Source organism: Rhizobium laguerreae (assembly GCF_002008165.1).
GTDB classification, from domain to species: Bacteria; Pseudomonadota; Alphaproteobacteria; order Rhizobiales; family Rhizobiaceae; genus Rhizobium; species Rhizobium laguerreae.
Genome location: NZ_MRDM01000014.1, coordinates 1292237 through 1311998 on the forward strand (window position 1 = coordinate 1292237; position 19762 = coordinate 1311998).

General features: G+C 59.9%; 18 protein-coding genes. 11 read left to right on the plus strand and 7 right to left on the minus strand.

Going from position 1 to position 19762, the window contains the following annotated elements; all coding sequences use genetic code 11:
• Positions 1-7: 7 nt before the first annotated feature.
• From BS630_RS22195 to BS630_RS22215, 5 genes are all read left to right on the plus strand, one after another.
• Positions 8-937 (plus strand): heme/hemin ABC transporter substrate-binding protein, encoded by a 930-nt coding sequence (locus tag BS630_RS22195; RefSeq protein WP_077979069.1) that lies wholly within the window; start codon positions 8-10, stop codon positions 935-937.
• A gap of 2 nt (positions 938-939) precedes the next feature.
• Positions 940-2052: a FecCD family ABC transporter permease gene (locus BS630_RS22200; RefSeq protein WP_025395652.1), complete on the plus strand. Its 1113-nt coding sequence runs from the start codon at positions 940-942 to the stop codon at positions 2050-2052.
• A gap of 24 nt (positions 2053-2076) precedes the next feature.
• On the plus strand, positions 2077-2871 hold the full coding sequence (locus BS630_RS22205; RefSeq protein ID WP_077979070.1) for a heme ABC transporter ATP-binding protein: 795 nt from the start codon (positions 2077-2079) through the stop codon (positions 2869-2871).
• Between the two features lie 148 nt (positions 2872-3019).
• Positions 3020-3364 (plus strand): ElaB/YgaM/YqjD family protein, encoded by a 345-nt coding sequence (locus BS630_RS22210; RefSeq protein WP_077979071.1) that lies wholly within the window; start codon positions 3020-3022, stop codon positions 3362-3364.
• Between the two features lie 9 nt (positions 3365-3373).
• Positions 3374-3775 (plus strand): hypothetical protein, encoded by a 402-nt coding sequence (locus BS630_RS22215; RefSeq protein WP_027663891.1) that lies wholly within the window; start codon positions 3374-3376, stop codon positions 3773-3775.
• Between the two features lie 220 nt (positions 3776-3995).
• On the opposite strand, the gene BS630_RS22220 is transcribed toward BS630_RS22215, so the two are convergent.
• Together BS630_RS22220 and BS630_RS22225 are read right to left on the minus strand one after the other, a co-directional pair.
• The gene (locus BS630_RS22220; RefSeq protein ID WP_003542247.1) at positions 3996-4553 is read right to left on the minus strand and encodes an RNA polymerase sigma factor; all 558 of its coding nucleotides are present in this window, start codon (positions 4551-4553) and stop codon (positions 3996-3998) included.
• Between the two features lie 9 nt (positions 4554-4562).
• Positions 4563-4769, minus strand: a complete 207-nt coding sequence (locus tag BS630_RS22225) for a NepR family anti-sigma factor (protein ID WP_077979072.1) — start codon at positions 4767-4769, stop codon at positions 4563-4565.
• A gap of 269 nt (positions 4770-5038) precedes the next feature.
• Here BS630_RS22225 and BS630_RS22230 point away from each other — a divergent pair, with 269 nt between their 5' ends.
• The 5 genes from BS630_RS22230 (at position 5039) to treZ (ending at position 12265) form a co-directional block, all read left to right on the plus strand.
• Complete coding sequence (locus tag BS630_RS22230) at positions 5039-5833, plus strand: response regulator (protein ID WP_017961711.1); 795 nt, start codon at positions 5039-5041, stop codon at positions 5831-5833.
• 192 nt (positions 5834-6025) lie between these two features.
• Complete coding sequence (locus tag BS630_RS22235) at positions 6026-7021, plus strand: sensor histidine kinase (protein WP_170268491.1); 996 nt, start codon at positions 6026-6028, stop codon at positions 7019-7021.
• Positions 7022-7429: 408 nt separating this feature from the next.
• Positions 7430-8791, plus strand: a complete 1362-nt coding sequence (locus BS630_RS22240) for an NAD(P)-dependent oxidoreductase (protein WP_077979073.1) — start codon at positions 7430-7432, stop codon at positions 8789-8791.
• 15 nt (positions 8792-8806) lie between these two features.
• Positions 8807-10120 carry an NAD-dependent dihydropyrimidine dehydrogenase subunit PreA gene (preA, locus tag BS630_RS22245; protein WP_025395657.1) on the plus strand — a complete coding sequence of 438 codons (1314 nt, stop codon included), beginning with the start codon at positions 8807-8809 and terminating at the stop codon, positions 10118-10120.
• A gap of 156 nt (positions 10121-10276) precedes the next feature.
• Positions 10277-12265 carry a malto-oligosyltrehalose trehalohydrolase gene (gene treZ / locus BS630_RS22250; protein WP_077979074.1) on the plus strand — a complete coding sequence of 663 codons (1989 nt, stop codon included), beginning with the start codon at positions 10277-10279 and terminating at the stop codon, positions 12263-12265.
• Here treZ and BS630_RS22255 read toward each other — a convergent pair.
• From BS630_RS22255 to BS630_RS22270, 4 genes are all read right to left on the minus strand, one after another.
• Positions 12262-13098, minus strand: a complete 837-nt coding sequence (locus BS630_RS22255) for an SIR2 family protein (protein ID WP_143529463.1) — start codon at positions 13096-13098, stop codon at positions 12262-12264. The genes treZ and BS630_RS22255 overlap by 4 nt on opposite strands.
• Before the next feature lie 336 nt (positions 13099-13434).
• Entirely contained in the window at positions 13435-13869 is a 435-nt protein-coding gene (locus BS630_RS22260; protein ID WP_077979075.1) for a DUF6766 family protein, read from the minus strand.
• Between the two features lie 92 nt (positions 13870-13961).
• The gene (locus tag BS630_RS22265; RefSeq protein WP_077979076.1) at positions 13962-14969 is read right to left on the minus strand and encodes a TIGR03885 family FMN-dependent LLM class oxidoreductase; all 1008 of its coding nucleotides are present in this window, start codon (positions 14967-14969) and stop codon (positions 13962-13964) included.
• Positions 14966-16609, minus strand: coding sequence for an alpha-amylase family protein (locus BS630_RS22270; protein WP_077979077.1), 1644 nt, complete (start codon positions 16607-16609; stop codon positions 14966-14968). The genes BS630_RS22265 and BS630_RS22270 overlap by 4 nt, the downstream gene beginning before the upstream one ends.
• A 180-nt stretch (positions 16610-16789) precedes the next feature.
• Between BS630_RS22270 and BS630_RS22275 the strand changes: the two genes are divergently transcribed.
• The gene (locus tag BS630_RS22275; RefSeq protein ID WP_077979078.1) at positions 16790-18475 is read left to right on the plus strand and encodes a glycoside hydrolase family 13 protein; all 1686 of its coding nucleotides are present in this window, start codon (positions 16790-16792) and stop codon (positions 18473-18475) included.
• A 167-nt stretch (positions 18476-18642) separates the two neighbouring features.
• On the opposite strand, the gene BS630_RS22280 is transcribed toward BS630_RS22275, so the two are convergent.
• Positions 18643-19653 (minus strand): SDR family oxidoreductase, encoded by a 1011-nt coding sequence (locus BS630_RS22280; protein ID WP_077979079.1) that lies wholly within the window; start codon positions 19651-19653, stop codon positions 18643-18645.
• Positions 19654-19762 lie beyond the last annotated feature (109 nt).

A 19762-nucleotide genomic window follows, 5' to 3' on the forward strand; every position in this document is an offset into this window, starting at 1 on the left:
CGCTACGATGACGATGCGTAACAATCTGCGCCGGATCCGTCCTTGGGAACTGGCCCTGACGGCGGCCATCATGGCGCTGCCGCTGATCCCGACGGCGCCGACGGTCGAAGGCTTCGCCTTCATCCGCGCCGCCCACGCCGAGGAAAAGAAGCTCGACACGTCGCGCCTGGTTTCGGTCGGCGGCGACATCACCGAGATCGTCTATGCGCTCGGCGAGGAAAGCCGGCTCATCGCCCGGGACACGACGAGCATCTATCCGGAGGCGGCGCTGAAGCTGCCGAACGTCGGTTACATGCGCGCGCTCTCACCGGAAGGCATCCTCGCCATGAACCCGACGGCGATCATCGCCGTCGAAGGTTCAGGCCCGCAGGAAGCGCTGGCTGTGCTGAAGAATGCCAGCGTGCCCTTCGAGACCGTGCCGAGCGCCTTTACCCGCGACGGCATCATCGCCAAGATCGACCGTGTCGGCACGCTGCTGGGCGTGCCCGACAAGGCGAAGGCGCTTGAAGAAAAGGTCGCGGCTGACCTCGACGCGGCGATCGCCGATGCCGAGAAGCGCCCGGAGGCCGAGCGCAAGCGCGTTCTCTTCATCCTCAGCGCCCAGAACGGCCGGATCATGGCATCGGGCACCGGCACGGCCGCCGATGGCATCGTCAAGCTCGCCGGCGCCATCAACGCCGTCGGCGCATTCCCCGGCTACAAGCCGTTGACGGACGAGGCGATCATCGAAGCCAAGCCCGACATCATCCTGATGATGAATCGCGGCGACGGCGCCGGCACCAAGAACGAGGACCTGCTGGCTCAGCCGGCGATCGCACTGACGCCGGCAGGCGAGAAAAAAGCGATCATCCGAATGGATGGCATCTACCTGCTCGGCTTCGGCCCGCGCACCGCAGCCGCCGCGCGTGAGCTCAACACGGCGATCTACGGGGGCTGATCATGGCCCTGCCGCAAGCCATGGTGGAACGAAGGCGACGATTCCCGATGGCGGACATCCGCGAAATCAGGCAGGCGGGCGACAGGACGCGGCTCGCCTTGCTGGCGATCGCGCTGCTCGTCGTCGGCTCGGTCTTTTCGATGCTGTTTTCGGTGACAACAGGCGCCTCGGATGCCTCGATCCTCGACGTCATCAGCAACATGGCCGGCTCCGAGGCGGCGCTCAGCACGCGTGACCGGATCATCATCTTCGATATCCGCCTGCCCAGGGCGATCCTCGGTTTCCTGATCGGCGCTTCACTGGCCGTTTCCGGCACGGTGATGCAGGGCCTGTTCCGCAATCCGCTGGCCGATCCCGGCCTCGTCGGCGTCTCCTCCGGCGCAAGCCTCGGCGCGGTCGCGATGATCGTGCTCGGCGGCGGCCTCGCAGCTCCGCTCGAGGCGCTTCTCGGTATCTACGCTCTGCCGACGGCGGCCTTCGGCGGTGGCCTCGTCACGACGCTGCTGCTCTACAGGATCGCCACCCGTCACGGACAGACCTCGGTGGCGACGATGCTGCTTGCCGGCATCGCGCTTGGCGCGCTCGCCCTCGCCATCACGGGACTGCTGATCTACATGGCCAACGACCAGCAGTTGCGCGACCTGACCTTCTGGAGCATGGGCTCGCTTGCCGGCGCCACATGGACGAAGATCGCCGCCGCCAGCCCGATCATCCTCTTGTCCTTCACCGCTCTGCCCTTCATGGCCCGCGGCCTCAATGCCATCACGCTCGGCGAGGCGGCCGCCTTTCATATGGGCGTTCCGGTGCAGCGGCTGAAGAATGTCGCGATCGTCGGCGTCGCTGCGGCGACCGGCGCGTCCGTCGCGGTCAGCGGCGGCATCGGTTTCGTCGGGATCGTCGTGCCGCATATCCTGCGCATGGCGATCGGCCCCGACCATCGTTTCCTGCTGCCGGCCGCAGCTCTTCTCGGCGGCTCTCTGCTGATCTTCGCGGATGTCCTGGCCCGCACCCTGGTTGCCCCGGCCGAGCTGCCGATCGGCATCATCACCGCGGCGGTCGGCGGGCCGTTCTTCCTGTGGATCCTGCTGCGGCAGCGTTCGCGCCTTGCCCTGTGAGTGACCCCTGTGAGTGATATTGCGATGATCGAAGTTTCCGGCGTCTCCGTGCGCCTTTCCGGCAAAACCATCATCAGCGACGTCTCCTTCACAGCAAGAGCCGGCGAGCTGACGGCGATTGCCGGGCCGAACGGCTCCGGCAAGACGACGACGATGAAAGCCATCTCCGGCGAACTTGCCTATGGCGGCTCGGTGCGCATCGGCGGCGACGAGGTGAAGGGGCTGAAACCCTGGCAGCTTGCCGCCATTCGTGGCGTGCTGCCGCAGGCAAGCACGATCTCCTTTCCCTTTACCGTGCGCGAGATCGTCCGCATGGGCCTGACGTCAGGTCTCAACCTGCATCCCGACAAGGCCGAGCAGACGGCGGCGGCAGCGCTTGCCTCCGTCGACTTGACCGGCTTCGAAGGCCGTTTCTATCAGGAACTCTCCGGCGGCGAGCAGCAGCGTGTGCAGCTTGCCCGCGTGCTTTGCCAGATCGCCGAGCCCGTCGTCGACGGCAAGCCCTGCTGGCTGCTGCTCGACGAGCCGGTCTCGAGCCTCGACATCAGCCACCAGCTGACCATCATGACGCTCGCCCGCGATTTCTGCGAACGCGGCGGCGGCGTCATCGCCGTCATGCACGATCTCAACCTGACGGCGCTCTTTGCCGACCGCATCATGCTGATGAAATCCGGCCGGCTCGCGGCCGCCGGCAGCATCGCTGAAGTGCTGACGAACGAAACGATGCTCTCGGTGTTCGGTTGCGCGCTGCGCATCAACCAGGTACCATCAGACGGCACGCCCTTCGTGCTCGCCCATAGCGCCGTTTCCCGCCCCTGAGCGCTGCGCGAGCGGAACTTTTGATCGCCCGGCACGTTGTCGGCAGTGATCTGGGTCAATGCCGGGCGATATCATTCATGCAACGGACGGTGGTGACCCTCGTGCGAAACAGGCGGGCTTGCGCGCGCCCCAGCCAATGGAGACAGCCATGAGCTATTCTATCTTCCAGTCCGGCCGCAGCCGCCGCAACGGCACCTTCCACAATTTGGAATCCGGCATCGAGGAGCAGATCGAGGCGCTGCGCAACGAACTCGCGGAACTGACGCGCCTCGTCGGCAAGAGCTCACGCCATCAGGGCGAAAAAATCCGCAGCCAGGCCGGTGCCGGTTATGAGGAACTGCTCGGCCGCAGCGAGGATCTGCTGCGCGAATTGCAGCACGGCTATGAGCGTGGAACGACGGAAATGCGCGAGACCGTGCGCAAGCATCCCTTAGCGACCATCGGCGCCGCGGCCGGTTTCGGCCTTGCCATCGCCTTCCTAGCCCGGCGCTGAGGAAGCGCGATGCTCTTACCGATCCTCAGCCTGCTGACGGGCGCAAGCGTGCACCGGACCGTTGCGCGCGCCAAGCGCAATGGCATCTTCATTGCGCTTGCCGTGCTCTTCCTTCTCACCGCCTACGCGCTGGCTGTCACCGCCGGCGCCATCTGGCTCGCCGGCATCTACGGCCCGGTCGGCGCTGCCCTCTTCCTGGCCGCCTGCGCGCTGCTGATCGCCATCATCGCCCTGGTGGCCATGTCGATCATTAACGCCCGGGAAGCACGCCGCACCCGCGAACGCCGTGCGGCGCTCGAATCTCTGGCAACGGTCGGGCTTGGTCTTATCCGCGCCCAGCCGCTCCTGACCGCCGGTGTTCTGGCAGCAATCGTCGCGGCCAATCTGGTAGGGTCAAAGCGCGAGGATTGAAGTGGCATTGGCTCTCCTGATCGTTCTGAGAACGACGAGGAGAAGCGGATTTGCGTATCAGCAGGATTGGGGTAGACGCCGACCCCTCCCTCATTCCTGTGCCCGTCACAGGAATCCAGCCACGGCGCGTCCGCGCCGTGAAGGACTCTCATACGAGAAAGGAAGTCTCCCGCGCCCCGCCCCGAGGGGCGGCCGGCTTTCCTCCCAAATCCAACTCCTGTCAGAACGCGAAAGCCTTCGATGTCAGCGGCGCCGAGGTGGCGTCGGGGCCGAAATCAGCCTCGCCTGAGATCTGCAGCAACTCCTGCAGCCGCTGGCGGGCCCGGTTGACGCGGCTCTTGATGGTGCCCACGGCGCAGCCGCAGATTTCGGCCGCCTCCTCGTAGGAAAAACCCGAGGCGCCGACGAGGATGATCGCCTCGCGTTGATCCGGCGGCAGCTGGTCGAGGGCCTTCTTGAAGTCCTGCAGATCGAGCGCGCCATATTGCGAGGGGTGCATCGCCATCGATTCGGTGAACAGCCCGTCGCTGTCCTGCACTTCGCGGCCGCTCTTGCGCATCTGGCTGTAGAGTTCGTTGCGCAGGATCGTAAAGAGCCAGGCCTTCATATTGGTGCCCATCTCGAAATGATCCTGTTTGGCCCAGGCTTTCATGATGGTGTCCTGGACGAGATCGTCGGCACGATCGTGCCGCCCGATGAGCGAGATCGCGAAGGCGCGAAGACTTGGGAGTGCCGCCAGCAGTTCCCGCTTGAAGCTGGGTTGCGATTTGTCTTCCATGCGAAGATCCTATTCGGCCATCTTGGCAGAAGCCATCATTTCAGCATGGTCGAGCTTTTCGAGAAGGTCGAGAAAACGATCGGGAATCGCCTCATCCTGTGCAGCCGCATAGAGCGACCGCAGCCTGACGCCTATCTGATTGTTCGGGTCCAGGATGTCGCTTGCCCGCAGCTCCAGCTTTCGCTGATCGGCTGCTTCTTTCTTGCGTGGAGTCATCAATTCGTCTTCTCGCCGGTTGTCTGTTCGAGGGGCGTGTCGAGGGGCGTGGATGGGTTCAAAAACGATTTCAACCATCGACATCGAACGTTTGATTGTCGATGTCGCTGGCATTTGCTGTTGCATGGGTCAAAACGCTACGCCCTTTCTTCGTCGGCTGGAATAATGCGGCGCAACGAAAAAAGTTCCTGCCGTTCCGGAACTTTTTTATCAAGGCGGCGTTAACCGCTCATTGAAGCCAATGCCGGCCTGTATGCAGGAGCCCATTAATGACACTTTCTACTCGGATTGCGCCGCACCTTCCTTATCTGCGTCGCTATTCCCGCGCCCTTACCGGCACTCAGACTTCGGGCGACGCCTATGTCGCCGCCGTTCTCGAAGCCATTATCGCCGATCTGTCGATTTTCCCGGATACGGCGAATGACCGGGTCGCACTCTACAAACTGTTCACGCAACTGTTTGGTTCCACCGCCGTCCAGATTCCAGAGCCGACCTCGCCCTATGCCTGGGAGCAACGCGCCACGCTGAACCTTTCCAAGGTTTCCCCACGCGCCCGGCAGGCCTTCCTGCTCGCCTCCGTGGAGAATTTCCGCGTCGCAGAAATCGCCGAAATCCTGGAAACTGAAGAACAGGATGTCATGAAGCTGCTCGACGTCGCGTCGCAGGAGATTTCCCGTCAGGTCGCAACCGATATCATGATCATCGAGGACGAACCGCTGATCGCCATGGATATCGAGCAGATGGTCGAGAGCCTCGGCCATCGCGTCACCGGCATTGCCCGTACGCATGCCGAGGCCGTGGCGCTCTACAATAAGACCAAGCCGAGCATGGTGTTGGCCGACATCCAGCTTGCCGACGGCAGCTCCGGTATCGACGCAGTCAACGACATCCTCAAGACGTCGAGCGTGCCGGTGATCTTCATCACCGCCTTCCCGGAACGGCTTCTGACCGGCGAGCGCCCGGAACCGACTTTCCTTGTCACCAAGCCGTTCAATCCCGACATGGTCAAGGCATTGATCAGCCAAGCTCTTTTTTTCAATGAATCGACCAGAGTAGCCGCCTGAGACGCAATTTTCCGGCCTTCGGAACCAAATCGCCAAAGCAGGCGTTCCGGTGCTACCGGGACGCTCCGGTGGCTTTAACGGTTTTTGCAGCGCTTTGTTCTAGAGTTGGCAGGCGGTGTCTGGAAGGGCGCTCCCTTCAGCGACGTTCAAGATGTCACAAGGAAAGGCGGCCGAGTGAATACGACTGAACCATTGTCCGGCATGCCTTTTACCTTCGAAGGCAAAGCCGCAATGATGGAACGCGCGCTCGGCAGCGCCGGGATTTCGATCCTCTGCCAGGACGCCCGACTTTCGATTTTCTACGCCGAAAATCTGCCTCCGCATTTTGCAGCACTCTTTGCGCCCGGCAGCAGCGATGCTGTCCTCTTTGGCGATGCGCACGGCCGATATCTGACGGCGCTGAAGCAGAAGGTGCTGGAAACCGGCATCCCCAACAATGCCGAAGTCGAGGTCGACGTCGACGGCGAACGGCGCACTTATGAACTGAAGATCCAGCGCACCGGCGGACGCGGCGAACATGGACTTCTGTCCGTCATGGCTGAAGTCACCGAAAGCCGGCATCGCGAAAAAGTTCTGAAATCGCTGCTCCGCGAACTCTCACACCGCTCGAAGAACCTTCTCGCCATAATTCAGGGCATTGCCACCCAGACGGCCCGCAACACGCTCTCTCTCGACAGCTTCCTCCTCAAATTCCGCGGACGGCTGCAATCGCTTTCCAACTCGCAGGACCTGATTACGGATTCGAGCTGGCGCGGCGCCTATCTCTTTGAACTCGCCGAAAAGCAGTTTGCTCCTTATTGGCCGGAGACGGCCGGCTCCATGCCGATCTATGGCATCAACGCTCACCTGACGCCGAATGCCGCCGTGCATCTCGGGCTTGCCCTCCACGAACTCATCGTCAACTCTGCCTCCTTCGGCGCGATATCAGGCGGCGCCGCCTCCATCACGCTGAATTGCCGCGAAGCCATGATCAACGACCGGAAGGCGATCGAAGTCGCCTGGGCGGAAGTTCTGCATGATCAGGCAGAAGTCCACGAATTCAGCGACAACAGCTTCGGCCGCACAGTGCTGGAGCGTGTCGTGCCTTCGTCGGTCAACGGCAAGGCGGAGTTGAACCTCGTTCCCGGCCGCATCGAGTACCGTCTGACCATTCCGGAAACCGAATTCGAGATCTTCAAGCGAGTGTGAAAGCCCTGGAGACGGCCTTAAACGGAAAAACAGCCGGTGCGAGGGCGGCGCACCGGCTGTCTTCACTCACCGGGAGGGGACCGTGAGTACGTCCGGATAGTGGGTTGGGGGCGCGCATGTTGGGTCGATGCGATCACCATCCGGATATCGCAATAACGGCGACATCAAACTTTGGTTCCCTGCCATCCAAAAAAAATTCGGCTTTTTTGAATCTTTTTTCGGATGCCCTTCCCTCGTCGCGCGCTCGGCCGTTTCACCGATGCAGACGGATTAAATTCTTCCAGCAAAAACAGTGGATTGCTTGCGGGATTACACGCAAAAATCGTCAAAATTTTACCGTTTGATAAATTTTTAAACCTGAGTTACGCTTTCCCTCACAGGCCGTTTACCAATAATGAGGGAACTTCAATGGAACGACTGGAAACCGGGATTCATCCCGGCCGGCTTTCGCCCGCCGAGTATGAGGCTAATTTTTCCGATCTTCATCCGCGCCTCGATAATCATGAGGCGCTGGTCGCCGCTGACCGCTGTTATTTCTGTTATGACGCGCCATGCATGACGGCCTGTCCCACCTCGATCGACATTCCGCTGTTCATCCGCCAGATTTCGACCGGCAATCCAATCGGCTCGGCAAAGACGATCTTCGACCAGAACATCCTCGGCGGCATGTGCGCCCGCGTCTGTCCCACCGAAGAACTCTGTGAACAGGCCTGTGTGCGCAACACAGCTGAAGAGCGGCCGGTCGAAATCGGCCGCCTGCAGCGTTATGCGACCGATGCCGCCATGCAGGCGGGCCGGCAGTTCTATGCCAGAGCCGAACCGAGCGGAAAGACGATCGCCGTCGTCGGCGCAGGCCCGGCCGGCCTTGCCGCCGCCCATCGCCTGGCAGTGAACGGCCATTCCGTCGTCATCTATGATGCCAGGGAAAAATCCGGCGGTCTCAACGAATACGGGATCGCCACTTACAAGACCGTCGACGACTTCGCCCAGAAGGAAGTCGATTACGTCCTTTCGATCGGCGGCATCGAGGTTCGGCATGCGCAGCGTATCGGCCGCGATTTCTCGCTTTCCGATCTGCAGGCGCAATATGACGGCGTCTTCCTCGGTATCGGGCTTGCCGGCGTCAACGCGCTGCGCATCGAGGGCGAAAACCTTGCAGGCGTCGACGACGCCGTCGATTTCATCGCCGCACTCCGCCAGGCCGAAGACAGAAGCGACATCGCCATCGGCCGCCGCGTCGTCGTCCTTGGCGGCGGCATGACAGCGATCGACGCTGCCGTGCAGGCAAAGCTGCTCGGCGCCGAGGAGGTGACGATCTGTTACCGTCGTGGCAAGGAGCACATGAACGCCTCCGAATTCGAACAGGATCTGGCAAGCTCCAAGGGCGTCATCATCCGCCACTGGCTGGCGCCGAAATCGATCCTGTCGCAGGACGGCAAAGTCGCCGCGATCGAAGTGGAATATACCAAAATCCTCGATGGCCGCCTCGTCGGCACCGGCGAAACCGGTGTGATTGCCGCCGACCAGATCTTCAAGGCGATCGGCCAGAGCTTTGACGCCTCCGGTCTCGGTTCGCTGCGCATGGAATCCGGCCGCATCGCTGTCGATGGCGAAGGCCATACCTCGCTCGACGGCGTCTGGGCAGGCGGCGACTGCGTCTTCGGCGGTGACGATCTCACGGTTTCGGCGGTCGCCCACGGTCGCGACGCGGCTGAATCCATCCATCGTGCCCTCACTGCAGCAGCCGCTCCGGCTGTCGCCGTCGCTTGAAGGGGAGAATGAACAATGGCTGATCTCCGTAATAATTTCGTCGGCATCAAATCCCCGAACCCCTTCTGGCTGGCGTCTGCGCCACCGACCGATAAGGCCTACAATGTCGAGCGCGCCTTCAAGGCCGGCTGGGGCGGTGTGGTCTGGAAAACGCTGGGCGAGGAAGGCCCGCCCGTCGTCAACGTCAACGGCCCACGCTACGGTGCGATCTGGGGCGCCGACCGCCGCCTGCTCGGTTTGAACAATATCGAACTCATCACCGACCGCGACCTCTATACCAACCTGCGGGAAATGAAGCAGGTGAAGATGAACTGGCCGGACCGGGCGCTGATCGCCTCGATCATGGTGCCCTGTGAGGAAGAGGCCTGGAAGGCAATCCTGCCCTTGGTTGAAGAGACCGGCGCCGACGGCATCGAGCTCAATTTCGGCTGTCCCCACGGCATGTCCGAACGTGGCATGGGTTCGGCGGTCGGCCAGGTGCCTGAGTATATCGAGATGGTCGTGCGCTGGTGCAAGCAGTACACCCGCATGCCGGTCATCACCAAGCTGACGCCCAACATTAGCGATATTCGCCGCCCGGCCCGCGCCGCCAAGGCCGGCGGCACCGATGCCGTGTCGCTGATCAACACGATCAATTCGATCGTCTCCGTCGATCTCGATAACTTCGCCCCCAACCCGACGGTCGGCGGCAAGGGCAGCCATGGTGGTTATTGCGGCCCGGCGGTAAAGCCGATCGCGCTCAACATGGTGGCCGAGATCGCCCGCGATCCGGAAACCTACGGCCTGCCCATCTCGGGCATCGGCGGCATCACCACCTGGCGGGACGCTGCCGAATTCCTCGTGCTCGGCGCCGGCAACGTCCAGGTCTGCACGGCGGCGATGACCTACGGTTTCAAGATCGTCCAGGAGATGATCACTGGCCTCTCCGACTGGATGGACGAGAAGGGCCACCGCGACCTCGACGACATTACCGGCCGCGCCGTCCCAAATGTCACCGACTGGCAGTATCTAAATCTCAACTACATCGCCAAGGCGAAGATCGATCAGGACGCCTGCATCAAATGCGGCCGTTGCTACATCGCCTGCGAGGACACCTCGCACCAGGCGATCACCAACTTCGTCGATGGCGCTCGCCATTTCGAGGTGATGGACGAGGAATGCGTCGGCTGCAATCTCTGTGTCAGCGTCTGCCCGGTCGAGAACTGCATCACCATGGAACAGCTTCCCGCCGGCACCCTCGACAAACGCACCGGCCGGGTCGTCGACCCGAACTATGCCAACTGGACTACGCACCCGAACAACCCGATGGCGCGTCAGGCGGCGGAGTGAGGACTTGCAATGCCGCGGACAAGCTCGGTTCGCGGTATTGCCCTGTACCGCAATGCAAGTTTCGGGCTTGATGGGCGGCTCCAAAGGTGGCGAAAGGCGATTACGGGAACATCATAAGGCTGCCGAAGTTAGCGCAGGCGATTCCACGAGAGAGCCATGCACGACCACTCAAGCAGCGAAAAGTCGGAAACGATGCGTCCCCGTTCGCGCCGACGCCTCCCGATCGGAGCGGAGGTTGATGCCGGCGGCGTTTCGTTCAGGCTATGGGCCCCTGCCAGAGAACGCTGTTTCCTCGTGATCGAGGGAAATTCCCAACATCAGATGACGGCGGAGGACGGCGGCTACTTCTGCCTCCATCTGCCCGGCCTGGATGCAGGGACGCGATATCAATTTCACTTTGGAGATGCGGATGATCTTCTTGCCGATCCTGCCTCGCGTTTTCAGCCGGATGGCCCATCGGGGCCATCAGTCGTCGTGGACCCGGCGCGGTACCAGTGGAGTGATCACGATTGGCAAGGAATGCCCGCCTTCGGAGCTGCTCTCTATGAGATGCACATCGGCACCTTCACAAGGGAAGGTACCTTTGCGGCAGCCCGGGAAAAGCTGGAAAGACTTCGCGCTATCGGCATCAACTGCCTCGAAGTAATGCCGATAAATGAGTTTGAAGGCGAATTCGGCTGGGGTTACGACGGCACCTTGCTCTACGCTCCGACCCGGCTCTATGGAACACCGGATGATGTGCGCGGTTTCGTCGACGAAGCCCACCGGATCGGCATTGGGGTGATCCTGGACGTCGTCTACAATCACTTCGGTAAGGGTGAGCGTTTTTGCGAATTCACGCCAGACTATTTCACAGAGCGTTACTCGAACGAATGGGGCAAGTCGATCAACTTCGACGGTCCGAACAGCCGTGGCGTTCGCGAATATGTCGCGAAGAATGCGGCCTACTGGATCGATGAATTCCACTTTGATGGACTGCGTATCGACGCCACGCAGGCCTTGTTCGATTCGAGCCACGAACACATCATCACCGTCATTGCGAGGGAGGCTCGGGCAGCAGCGGGACAGCGGCAGATCTACCTCGTGAGCGAAAATGAGCCGCAACAAACCAACATGGTGCGGCCGGCTGATGTGGGAGGGCATGGGCTGGACGCCTTATGGAATGACGATTTCCACCGCTCCGCGACGGTGGCGCTAACCGGCCGCAGCGAAGCCTATTATCATGATCACCGCGGTACGGCCCAGGAGCTCGTTTCTGCCGCCAAATATGGCTGCCTGTTTCAGGGGCAGCGATATGATTGGCAGGATAAACCGCGTGGAACGGCTGGGCTCGACCTCAAGCCGTGGAATTTCGTACACTTCCTCCAGAATCACGACCAGGTCGCCAATTCCGGCACAGGCGCCAGGATCGGCCAGATAACATCGCCAGCCCGCCTTCGGGCTCTGACGGCGCTCCAACTGCTGGGGCCGCAAACGCCCATGCTTTTTCAGGGGCAAGAATTTGGTTCCTCTTCTCCGTTCTATTATTTCGCAGATCACCAAGGGGAAATCGCCGACATCGTCCGGCAGGGGCGGCGCAGTTTCATCAGCCAATTCCCGAACCTGAGGGATGAAGAGCTCATTAGACAGTTGGCGGATCCGTGTGCTCGCACGACGTTTGAGAAGGTGAAGCTCGATTGGGCTGAATGGGAGAGGAACGCGGCGCTCGTGCTGCTTCATCGCGACCTGCTGAATCTACGTCAGACAAACAAGGCATTTTCTCGCCAAGCCTGCGCTCGTGACGGCCAAATGGACGGTAATATTTTGTCCAGCTCCGCCTTCCTCCTGAGGTTCTTCGCGGGGAAACCGTCGGACGAAAGAATATTGTTGATCAACTTCGGCAATGACCTCGTGATCGATAGTCTGCCGGATCCGCTTTTCGCTCCACCAGAAGCTCACCAATGGCATCTCTCTTGGTCGAGTGAAGATGCCGCCTACGGTGGCAGCGGACGCCGCCCGTGTGATTTTCGGAAGCGTTGGGTATTGAACGGGGATATTGCCCTGGTCCTCGCCCCACTAAAACTCCAGAATCGGCAAAACGCCTCAGCAATGCCTATAGAGGACTGGCAAGCCGGCATCTTGCGAGCCGGGGACCCCGGCACCTAACTGCGGGCCTTTGCGTTTCGTCGTTGAAGCAGACGTTCGAGAAAATGAGAGAGGGAGTCGCCTGTACTCTCGCCATCGCCGCTGAGGACAGTAACGCCCCACCTCTTCAGAACATGCACCTGAACTTCGGTCGGCTCGTGCATGAAGAGAAACAGCGGCGGCCGGTGTCGGTCTAGTCCGGTTCGCCGCCATGTCGACCACAGGTGATGGAGCAAAAAGCGAATGTTCAGATCGGACATGCTGTAGCCGATAAACAGCAATGTCGAGGCGAAGGCATCGCTCCTGAATTTAATGTCCAAAGGAGCATCAAAGGACAGGCGATCGAAGTAATCCGACTCTGTCAGCACCAGTGTGTCCGGATCGGAGAAATCGCCGTGGTATTTGACGATTTGAGTTTTGCCGACCGGCGCGGTCGCCATGTCTTTCGCGCTTGTGATCCGCGTGAATGGCCGCCCGAACGTCTCATAGGACATTTCGAGATTTGCATCGTAATTAGTGGTGTAAACGAGAGGAAAATCCAATTCGACGATGAGCCGATGCAACTCCGATGTCCTCAGTTGCTCCGGCAAAATCTGCCACTCGCATTTCATCCATTCGACCAATAGAGACAATGAACCGTGCTTCAACCGGTAATATTCGGCAATTTCCTGGTAGGTCGTGCCGTGGGCGGCGGCGAACGAGGAAGGCAGGCCGAGGTCCGTCAACATGTGGTCGATGAGGCAGGTCCATGACGGCAAACCGACGCTCATCGATATTCCTGCCCCAACGAACAAAATGGCCTGCCGGCGTTCAAGCGCGCTGGCGATCGCCAATATCTGTTCATCGTGTGGCACGAATCCTCCTGACTGCCGTAGATCGAACGTGGTCCGGAGAGAGTTGTTTCCGTGCGCTAGCGTACCTCCGTGAGGTGCTTTAAAGACTTTGCGCAGGAAGAGCCGTGGCCGCTTTCGTTTCCTTGGGGCGCATGACTGCTGTCCTCCGCAATCCGTCACCACGCAGCACGCTTCGCGCCTTTCTCGGCGGGTCCGGCTGCAAGGATGCGGCAGCTTCGTGGTCCGCCTGAGCCTGCCCAGAGCAATTCCAGGAAAAGTGCGAAGCGGTTTTCTGTCCGGAATTGCGCGAAAACAAAAGGTTAGAGCGGTCCTGCGCTTCCATGAAAAGCTGAACCGCTAAGTGGCGTCGCCGATCCTCTGTGGGCCTCTGCGCGTTTCCAAGTCGTGGGCGTACGGTCCCGCATGTCCGCCGGTTCTCATGAAGTGCTTGTCGATTTCGGCAATGATCGCATCAGCCTTCTCTCCGGCATTTAATCTGATCAGAGCGTCCAGCTTCGCTTCGGTACGGTCATCGTTTTCCTTCGAAGACGGAGATCCGATATAGAGAAAGTAGGCAAGACCGACGACCTGCCAGAGCAATTGCAGGAATTCGGACTGCCAATTTTCAAAGGTGTCTCTGCCCATCTCCATGAGATAGGCATTAACATCAGGCACCTGACCGTGGTTCTGCTGCTCGCCGACAAAAGCAAACCAACCAAATAACCAATGGCCGGTGAGCGAAAATAGAAAGAAGCCGACGGTGATCCAGGCGTAGGCGTATTTCTTGAACATGATACCTCCTTTGGACAACTGGGGCGGCGAGTGCGAAATCAGCCGCATTTGTTGAGATCCTCATCAGCTAATCCCCTGGCCGGCCCTTCAAGTTATTCCCCTAGGGAGCTCGATGCCGCAACCGGTGTGCCAGTCCTGAAGGCGGGCAGGACCTCGCGTCCGAAGGCTTCGATGAACTCGCGCTGATTGCGCCCCACATTGTGAATGTAGATTTCTTCAAATCCCATCTCGACATCGGCTTTTAGCCACTCGACATGCTGTTGCGGATCGGCCGAGATGCGCACATGCTCATCCATATCTTCCGGCCGCACCTTCAGACACGCCTCATCGAACTCCTCCGGCAAACGAAGGGTTTCCGAGATCGCAGCAGAAATTGCGTTGCTTCGCCACTGCTCGAAAGCGCTTGCTCTGGCTTCCTCTTCGGAGCCGGCATAGGAAATATGCGTTTGTAAGTAGAGCGGCTTTTGCTGCCCGCCGCCACGCCGGAAGGCGTCGACGACTTTGCCGAGCTTGTCGGGCGGCTGATTGATGGTGATAAGCGCATCCGCCCAGCCTCCCGCCCACTCGGCCGTTTCTGGCGAAAGAGCGCCGGCAACAATGCGCGGGACCTCATCAGGGAGAGTATGGACGCGGGCTTGATCGACTTTGATGGGCTCTGCCCGACTGACAAGCTTCCCCAACCACAAGTCCCGCATGATCTCTACCGCCGCCTGCAGCCGTTCATTTCTTTCGGCCTTGGAAGGCCAGCGTTCACCGATGACGTGTTCATTCATGGCCTGCCCGCTGCCCACCGCTATCCACGGCAACCGTCCCGAAAACATTTCCGCGATCGTCGCGCCGGCCTGTGCGGTAATCGCTGGATGATAACGCCAGCCCATAGGGACTGTTATGATACCGAAGGGAATAGATCGCGTGGCCTGGAGCGCCGCCCCTAACCAAGCCCAAGCGAAGCCCGACTGACCCTGCCTCTCACTCCACGGCGTCAGGTGATCGGACGACATCACGGCACCGAAACCCGCAGCTTCCGCAGCCTGCGCATATCCGAGAAGCTCGCTTGGCGAAAATTGTTCATGGGACGCGTGATAACCGATGAGCGTCATGATCCGTTACCCTCGGAAATAAACCAGTGATAGGCATAGGGCTCGAGTTCCAGGCGTGGCTGGATGGCGCCAGCGTACTCCACCTCGCCGATCAGATCTCGAAACTTCCCAGGCTGCATTCCGCCAAAATTGATTTCCGTCTTAATACGCCGGCCAGCAAGGTTGTGAACGAGCAACAGAAGCGACCCGGCGTCTTCAAAGCCGTGGACTAAAACAGCCGGATCCTCGGCGCTCAATCTCACCAGCCGCCCCTTCGTGAAGATCGGTTGGTTCCTGCGAAGAGAAATAAAGCGCCTGATCCCGTTCAACAGGGAATTTGGATCGTTGGATTGGTCGGCAACATTGACTTTTTTGTAGGAAAACGGCCCCTCCGCGACGATCGGCTGACACAGTTTTCCGGCGTTGGCACCGGAGAAACCGGCATTCCTTTCCGCCGACCATTGCATCGGTACCCTCACTGCATTGCGTCCGGGCTGGGAAAGGTCCTCGCCGATACCGATCTCGTCGCCGTAGACGATAAGCGGCGGCCCGCTCAGCGAAAAGATGATGCTGAAGGCGAGTTCGGTTCGTCGTTGGTCGCCGTTCAACATGGGCGCAACGCGACGGCGGATGCCGCGGCCGAATGCCTGCATCTCTTCCTTCGGCGCGAAGGCGTCGAAGACGTTCTTCTTCAAATCCGCAGGAACCCGGGAAAAATCGAGCTCGTCGAGATTGCGCAGGAAATTGACCCACGCGCAACCGGGCGGTGGCTCCGGAAGCAGGCTCAGTCCCTGATTGATCGAGGCCGCGTCTTCCCCAGCAAAGCCTGCGAAGAGATAGCAGGCGAGCATGAAGTTGAGCAGAAGCTGGAGTTGGTCTCCTTCCCCAAAATAGGCATCGGAAGCCTCCGGCGGAAGATTGACTTCACCAAGGAGCACACCACCCGGCCGCCTGCTTTGTAGATAGCTGCCGATCTCCCTTAGGATACCATGTGGATCACGAGGATTGGCATGCTCAAGTCCTTTATCGGCAATGATAAGCGGCGCGGCGTCAAGTCTGAACCCGCTGACCCCGAACGCGATCCAGTAGTCGACGATGCGCAAGATCTCTTCGCGAACCCGCGGATTAGCAGCGTTCAGTTCAGGCTGAAACTCATAGAAACTATGGAAATAATAGGCCCTCGCCACTTCGTCATAGGTCCAGAGGCTGTCCACTTCGCCCGGAAAAATCGACTTGGCCCCGGAAGCGACAGGCGGAGGATCGGCGCTCCAGACATAATAACTGCGGTAGCGCGTCTCGTCGTCCCGCCTGGCGGCCTGGAACCAGGGATGCTGATCGGATGTATGATTGACGACAAGATCGATGATCACCCGAATCCCATGCTCACCGGCGCAGTGCAGAAATGTCAGGAAGTCGTCAAGCGTTCCGACCTTTGGGTTGATCGAATAGAAATCGCTGACGTCATAACCATTATCGCGATCCGGACTGCGATAAAACGGCAGGAGCCAGATGCATGTGATTCCGAGTTCTGAAAGGTAGCTCAGCTTTTCAGTCAGGCCCACGAAGTCGCCAATGCCGTCGCCATTTCCATCGGCGAATTTCTCGACATCGATGCTGTAGATCACTGCCTCCTCATACCAGCTGCTGCTTCGGTTCGGCACCGCGACGGTCTCCCGATAATCTCTGTTGCCACCCCTTCTAACGGTTCCGGAACGAGGGGGTTCCTCGGATTGCGCCAAGTCCACGGGTGCCGGGGGAAGCGGAAGGAAGGTCTGCGCCGGTGGAACCTGCAGACATCACCGGTGTTTTCACAATATCCCGAACAGATAGGAAAGCCTCCGATGGATCACTCCACGACACCGCTGGCAAGTCCCGAGCGATCACCTCTCCAACCGAAATGGTGGCATACCGCAACTGTCTACCAGGTCTATCCGCGCAGCTTCTGCGACTCGAACGGCGATGGCATCGGCGATCTCCCCGGCATCACCTCAAAGCTCGATTATCTCAAAAAGCTCGGGATCGACATCATCTGGCTGTCGCCGATCTACAAGTCGCCGATGGACGACAATGGTTACGACATATCCGACTATCGGGACATCGCCTCCGAGTTTGGCACGCTCGCAGATTTCGACCAGTTGGTGGCGGAGGCAAAAGATCGAGGAATCGGCATCATGCTCGACCTCGTCGTGAACCACACCTCCGATGAGCATCCGTGGTTTCTTCAATCCCGTCAGGGTTCGGACAATCCATTCCGCGACTTCTACATCTGGCGAAAGCCTGCGCCGGGCGGAGGACCGCCGAACGGCTTGAAATCCTCCTTCGGCGGGCCGGCGTGGACGCTGGACCCCGCAACAGGCGAATATTACCTGCATATGTTTTCCCGCCGTCAGCCGGACCTCAATTGGGAGAACGAGAGGGTACGGGCGGAAATCTATGACATGATGAACTGGTGGCTCGAGCGCGGCATTGCCGGCTTCCGTATGGATGTCATTGATTACATCGGCAAGCAGGTGGACCGGGAGCTCATCAAGGACGGACCGCATCTGCACGACTATTTGCAGGAGATGAATGCCAGGACGTTTGGCAGCCGCGACATTCTTACGGTTGGTGAAGCCTGGAGCGCCACTCCCGGCGCGGCCCTCCTCTATTCCGGGCGTGACCGCCAAGAACTGTCGATGGTCTTCCAGTTCGAGCACGTCACCCAGCAATGGGACACGGTCTATGGGAAATGGCGCCCGAAACCGCTCGACCTTGTCAATCTCAAGACGGTCCTCAGCAAGTGGCAGCTTGCCTTGTCCGAAGATGGGTGGAATTCGCTCTTCTGGGGCAATCACGATCTGCCACGCGCCGTCTCGCGCTACGGCGATGTCACCGGCTATCACGTGGAGTCCGCCAAGATGCTGGCGACCGTGCTGCATCTCCTGAAAGGCACGCCTTTCATCTATCAGGGTGAGGAGATCGGCATGACGAACGTCCCGTTCACCTCCATCGAACAGTACCGGGACATCGAAACCCTCAACATGCACAGGCTGCACGTGGAGGCCGGCCTTTCCCCAGAAGAGTTTATTCGCGGAGCAAACGAGAACGGCCGCGATAACGCCCGCACACCGATGCAATGGAGCGCGGCCCCTTATGGCGGTTTCTCGACCGGCGTGCCCTGGATCGAAGTCAATCCCAATTATCCGAAGGTCAACGCTGAAGCGGCCATTAGGGACGAGAGCTCGATCTGGAACCACTATCGCAAATTGATCGCTCTCCGGAAGACGTGCCCTGTCATCGTATACGGGGAATACCGATCCTGGCTCGACCAACACCCTGATGTCTTCGTCTATACCCGTACATTCGACAGGACTCGGATGATCGTCGTCGCCAACTTCACCCCACGGCACATTGCGCTGAGTTTGCCATCGGAGCTCGGCATGAACGGAGAATGTCTCATCTACAATTATGAACCGGTGAACATGATCAACGAGACCATTGAACTCAGCCCATACGAGGCCTTCGCCATAGCGTCTAGAACAGGATGACTTTAGGCCGGGTCGGCCTAAAATCTGAATCCTGTTCTCAATTCAAGAGTTAGAGCATGATGTCGCCCGAAAACCGCTCATAGTTTTCGGCATCATGCTCTAGGTGAAGCTGGTATCCGATCACAGTTGCTTGGCTTTTGCTGTGCTCGAGGCTGGGATCTTCTCGGCTATCGCAAGCGCCGGGGCAGAGAAAGAGGCTGGCGCCGGCTGCCCCTCGATGCTATGGCCGCGCCGATCGCGAAGGAAGCAAGGGCTGCAAGGCCCAGCATCAGAGGCGCCGGCAGCGATGACCGCGAGCGCGAACGTAAACCGCCATCGATATGTGCCGTGTCCTGGGAAGGCCGATAGAGATTACCGTCACTTTTCGCGACAGGTGATGCGCGGTTGAAATAGGCCGCCATGAAGCGGCCGAGCAAACGCGCCGCCAGGTTTGGCGCCAGCAAGTGAGCGAGACGTGTTGCGTTAGTTACGGCGCCAACGGTGGTCGTTGCTCGCGGATGTTTTGCCACCTGGACTATGGCTTCGGCAACGCGCCGAGCATCGATCAGCGGCGGCGGCGCGGAGACCTTCCGGCCGACATAGTTGGCGCCATGCATCAGGCCGGGCGTATCGACGAAGGCGGGGTAAATATCACAGATATGAATGCGAGGCTTATCCGCCACCTCCGCCCGTAAGGCCTCGGAAAATCCGCGAAGCCCGAACTTGCTGGCGCTGTAGGCTGTGGCGAACGGCGCCGCTGCAAAACCGCCGAGCGAAATCATATTGATGAAGACGCCTCTCCCCTGGCGCAGAAACACCGGCAGAACCGCGTGTGCGTCGTTGATATGTCCCAGCAAGTTCGCGCGGATGACCTGCTCATGCGCTTCAATGGGCGTCTCCTCGAACCGACCAACCGCGCCGACTCCGACATTGCTGACCCAGACATCTATCTTGCCGAACGAGGCAGCTTTCGAGGCAAGAGCCTTGACGGCATCGGGGTCGGTGACATCCGCAACAACTGAAGTGGCCTCGCCGCCAAGGAGGCGGCAGCCCTCTGCCACTTTTTCCAGCGCGGCACCGTTGCGCGACGCGAGCACCAGCCTGCTCCCCTGCCTGGCGAATGCCTCGGCTGCGGCTTGGCCGATACCACTCGATGCGCCGGTAATGACGACGACAGCATCCTTGAGATTGGTTGTCATAGTCGAAGCGTCCTTCCGATTTACCACTTTCTGCGCAAACAACCCGGCGCCATTGAAGTTCCCGGCCAGCGAACATCGCGCCTTTTCAGGCAACTCTTGCTGTCTCGGA

Coding starts and splice junctions, on each gene's coding strand:
- BS630_RS22210 (WP_077979071.1), top strand. CDS start 3,020: ATGAGCTATTCTATCTTCCAGTCCGGCCGCAGCCGCCGCAACGGCACC.
- treZ (WP_077979074.1), top strand. CDS start 10,277: ATGCACGACCACTCAAGCAGCGAAAAGTCGGAAACGATGCGTCCCCGT.
- BS630_RS22215 (WP_027663891.1), top strand. CDS start 3,374: ATGCTCTTACCGATCCTCAGCCTGCTGACGGGCGCAAGCGTGCACCGG.
- BS630_RS22260 (WP_077979075.1), bottom strand. CDS start 13,869: ATGTTCAAGAAATACGCCTACGCCTGGATCACCGTCGGCTTCTTTCTA.
- BS630_RS22240 (WP_077979073.1), top strand. CDS start 7,430: ATGGAACGACTGGAAACCGGGATTCATCCCGGCCGGCTTTCGCCCGCC.
- BS630_RS22195 (WP_077979069.1), top strand. CDS start 8: ATGACGATGCGTAACAATCTGCGCCGGATCCGTCCTTGGGAACTGGCC.
- BS630_RS22265 (WP_077979076.1), bottom strand. CDS start 14,969: ATGACGCTCATCGGTTATCACGCGTCCCATGAACAATTTTCGCCAAGC.
- BS630_RS22275 (WP_077979078.1), top strand. CDS start 16,790: ATGGATCACTCCACGACACCGCTGGCAAGTCCCGAGCGATCACCTCTC.
- BS630_RS22280 (WP_077979079.1), bottom strand. CDS start 19,653: ATGACAACCAATCTCAAGGATGCTGTCGTCGTCATTACCGGCGCATCG.
- BS630_RS22220 (WP_003542247.1), bottom strand. CDS start 4,553: ATGGAAGACAAATCGCAACCCAGCTTCAAGCGGGAACTGCTGGCGGCA.
- BS630_RS22205 (WP_077979070.1), top strand. CDS start 2,077: ATGATCGAAGTTTCCGGCGTCTCCGTGCGCCTTTCCGGCAAAACCATC.
- BS630_RS22230 (WP_017961711.1), top strand. CDS start 5,039: ATGACACTTTCTACTCGGATTGCGCCGCACCTTCCTTATCTGCGTCGC.
- BS630_RS22225 (WP_077979072.1), bottom strand. CDS start 4,769: ATGACTCCACGCAAGAAAGAAGCAGCCGATCAGCGAAAGCTGGAGCTG.
- preA (WP_025395657.1), top strand. CDS start 8,807: ATGGCTGATCTCCGTAATAATTTCGTCGGCATCAAATCCCCGAACCCC.
- BS630_RS22200 (WP_025395652.1), top strand. CDS start 940: ATGGCCCTGCCGCAAGCCATGGTGGAACGAAGGCGACGATTCCCGATG.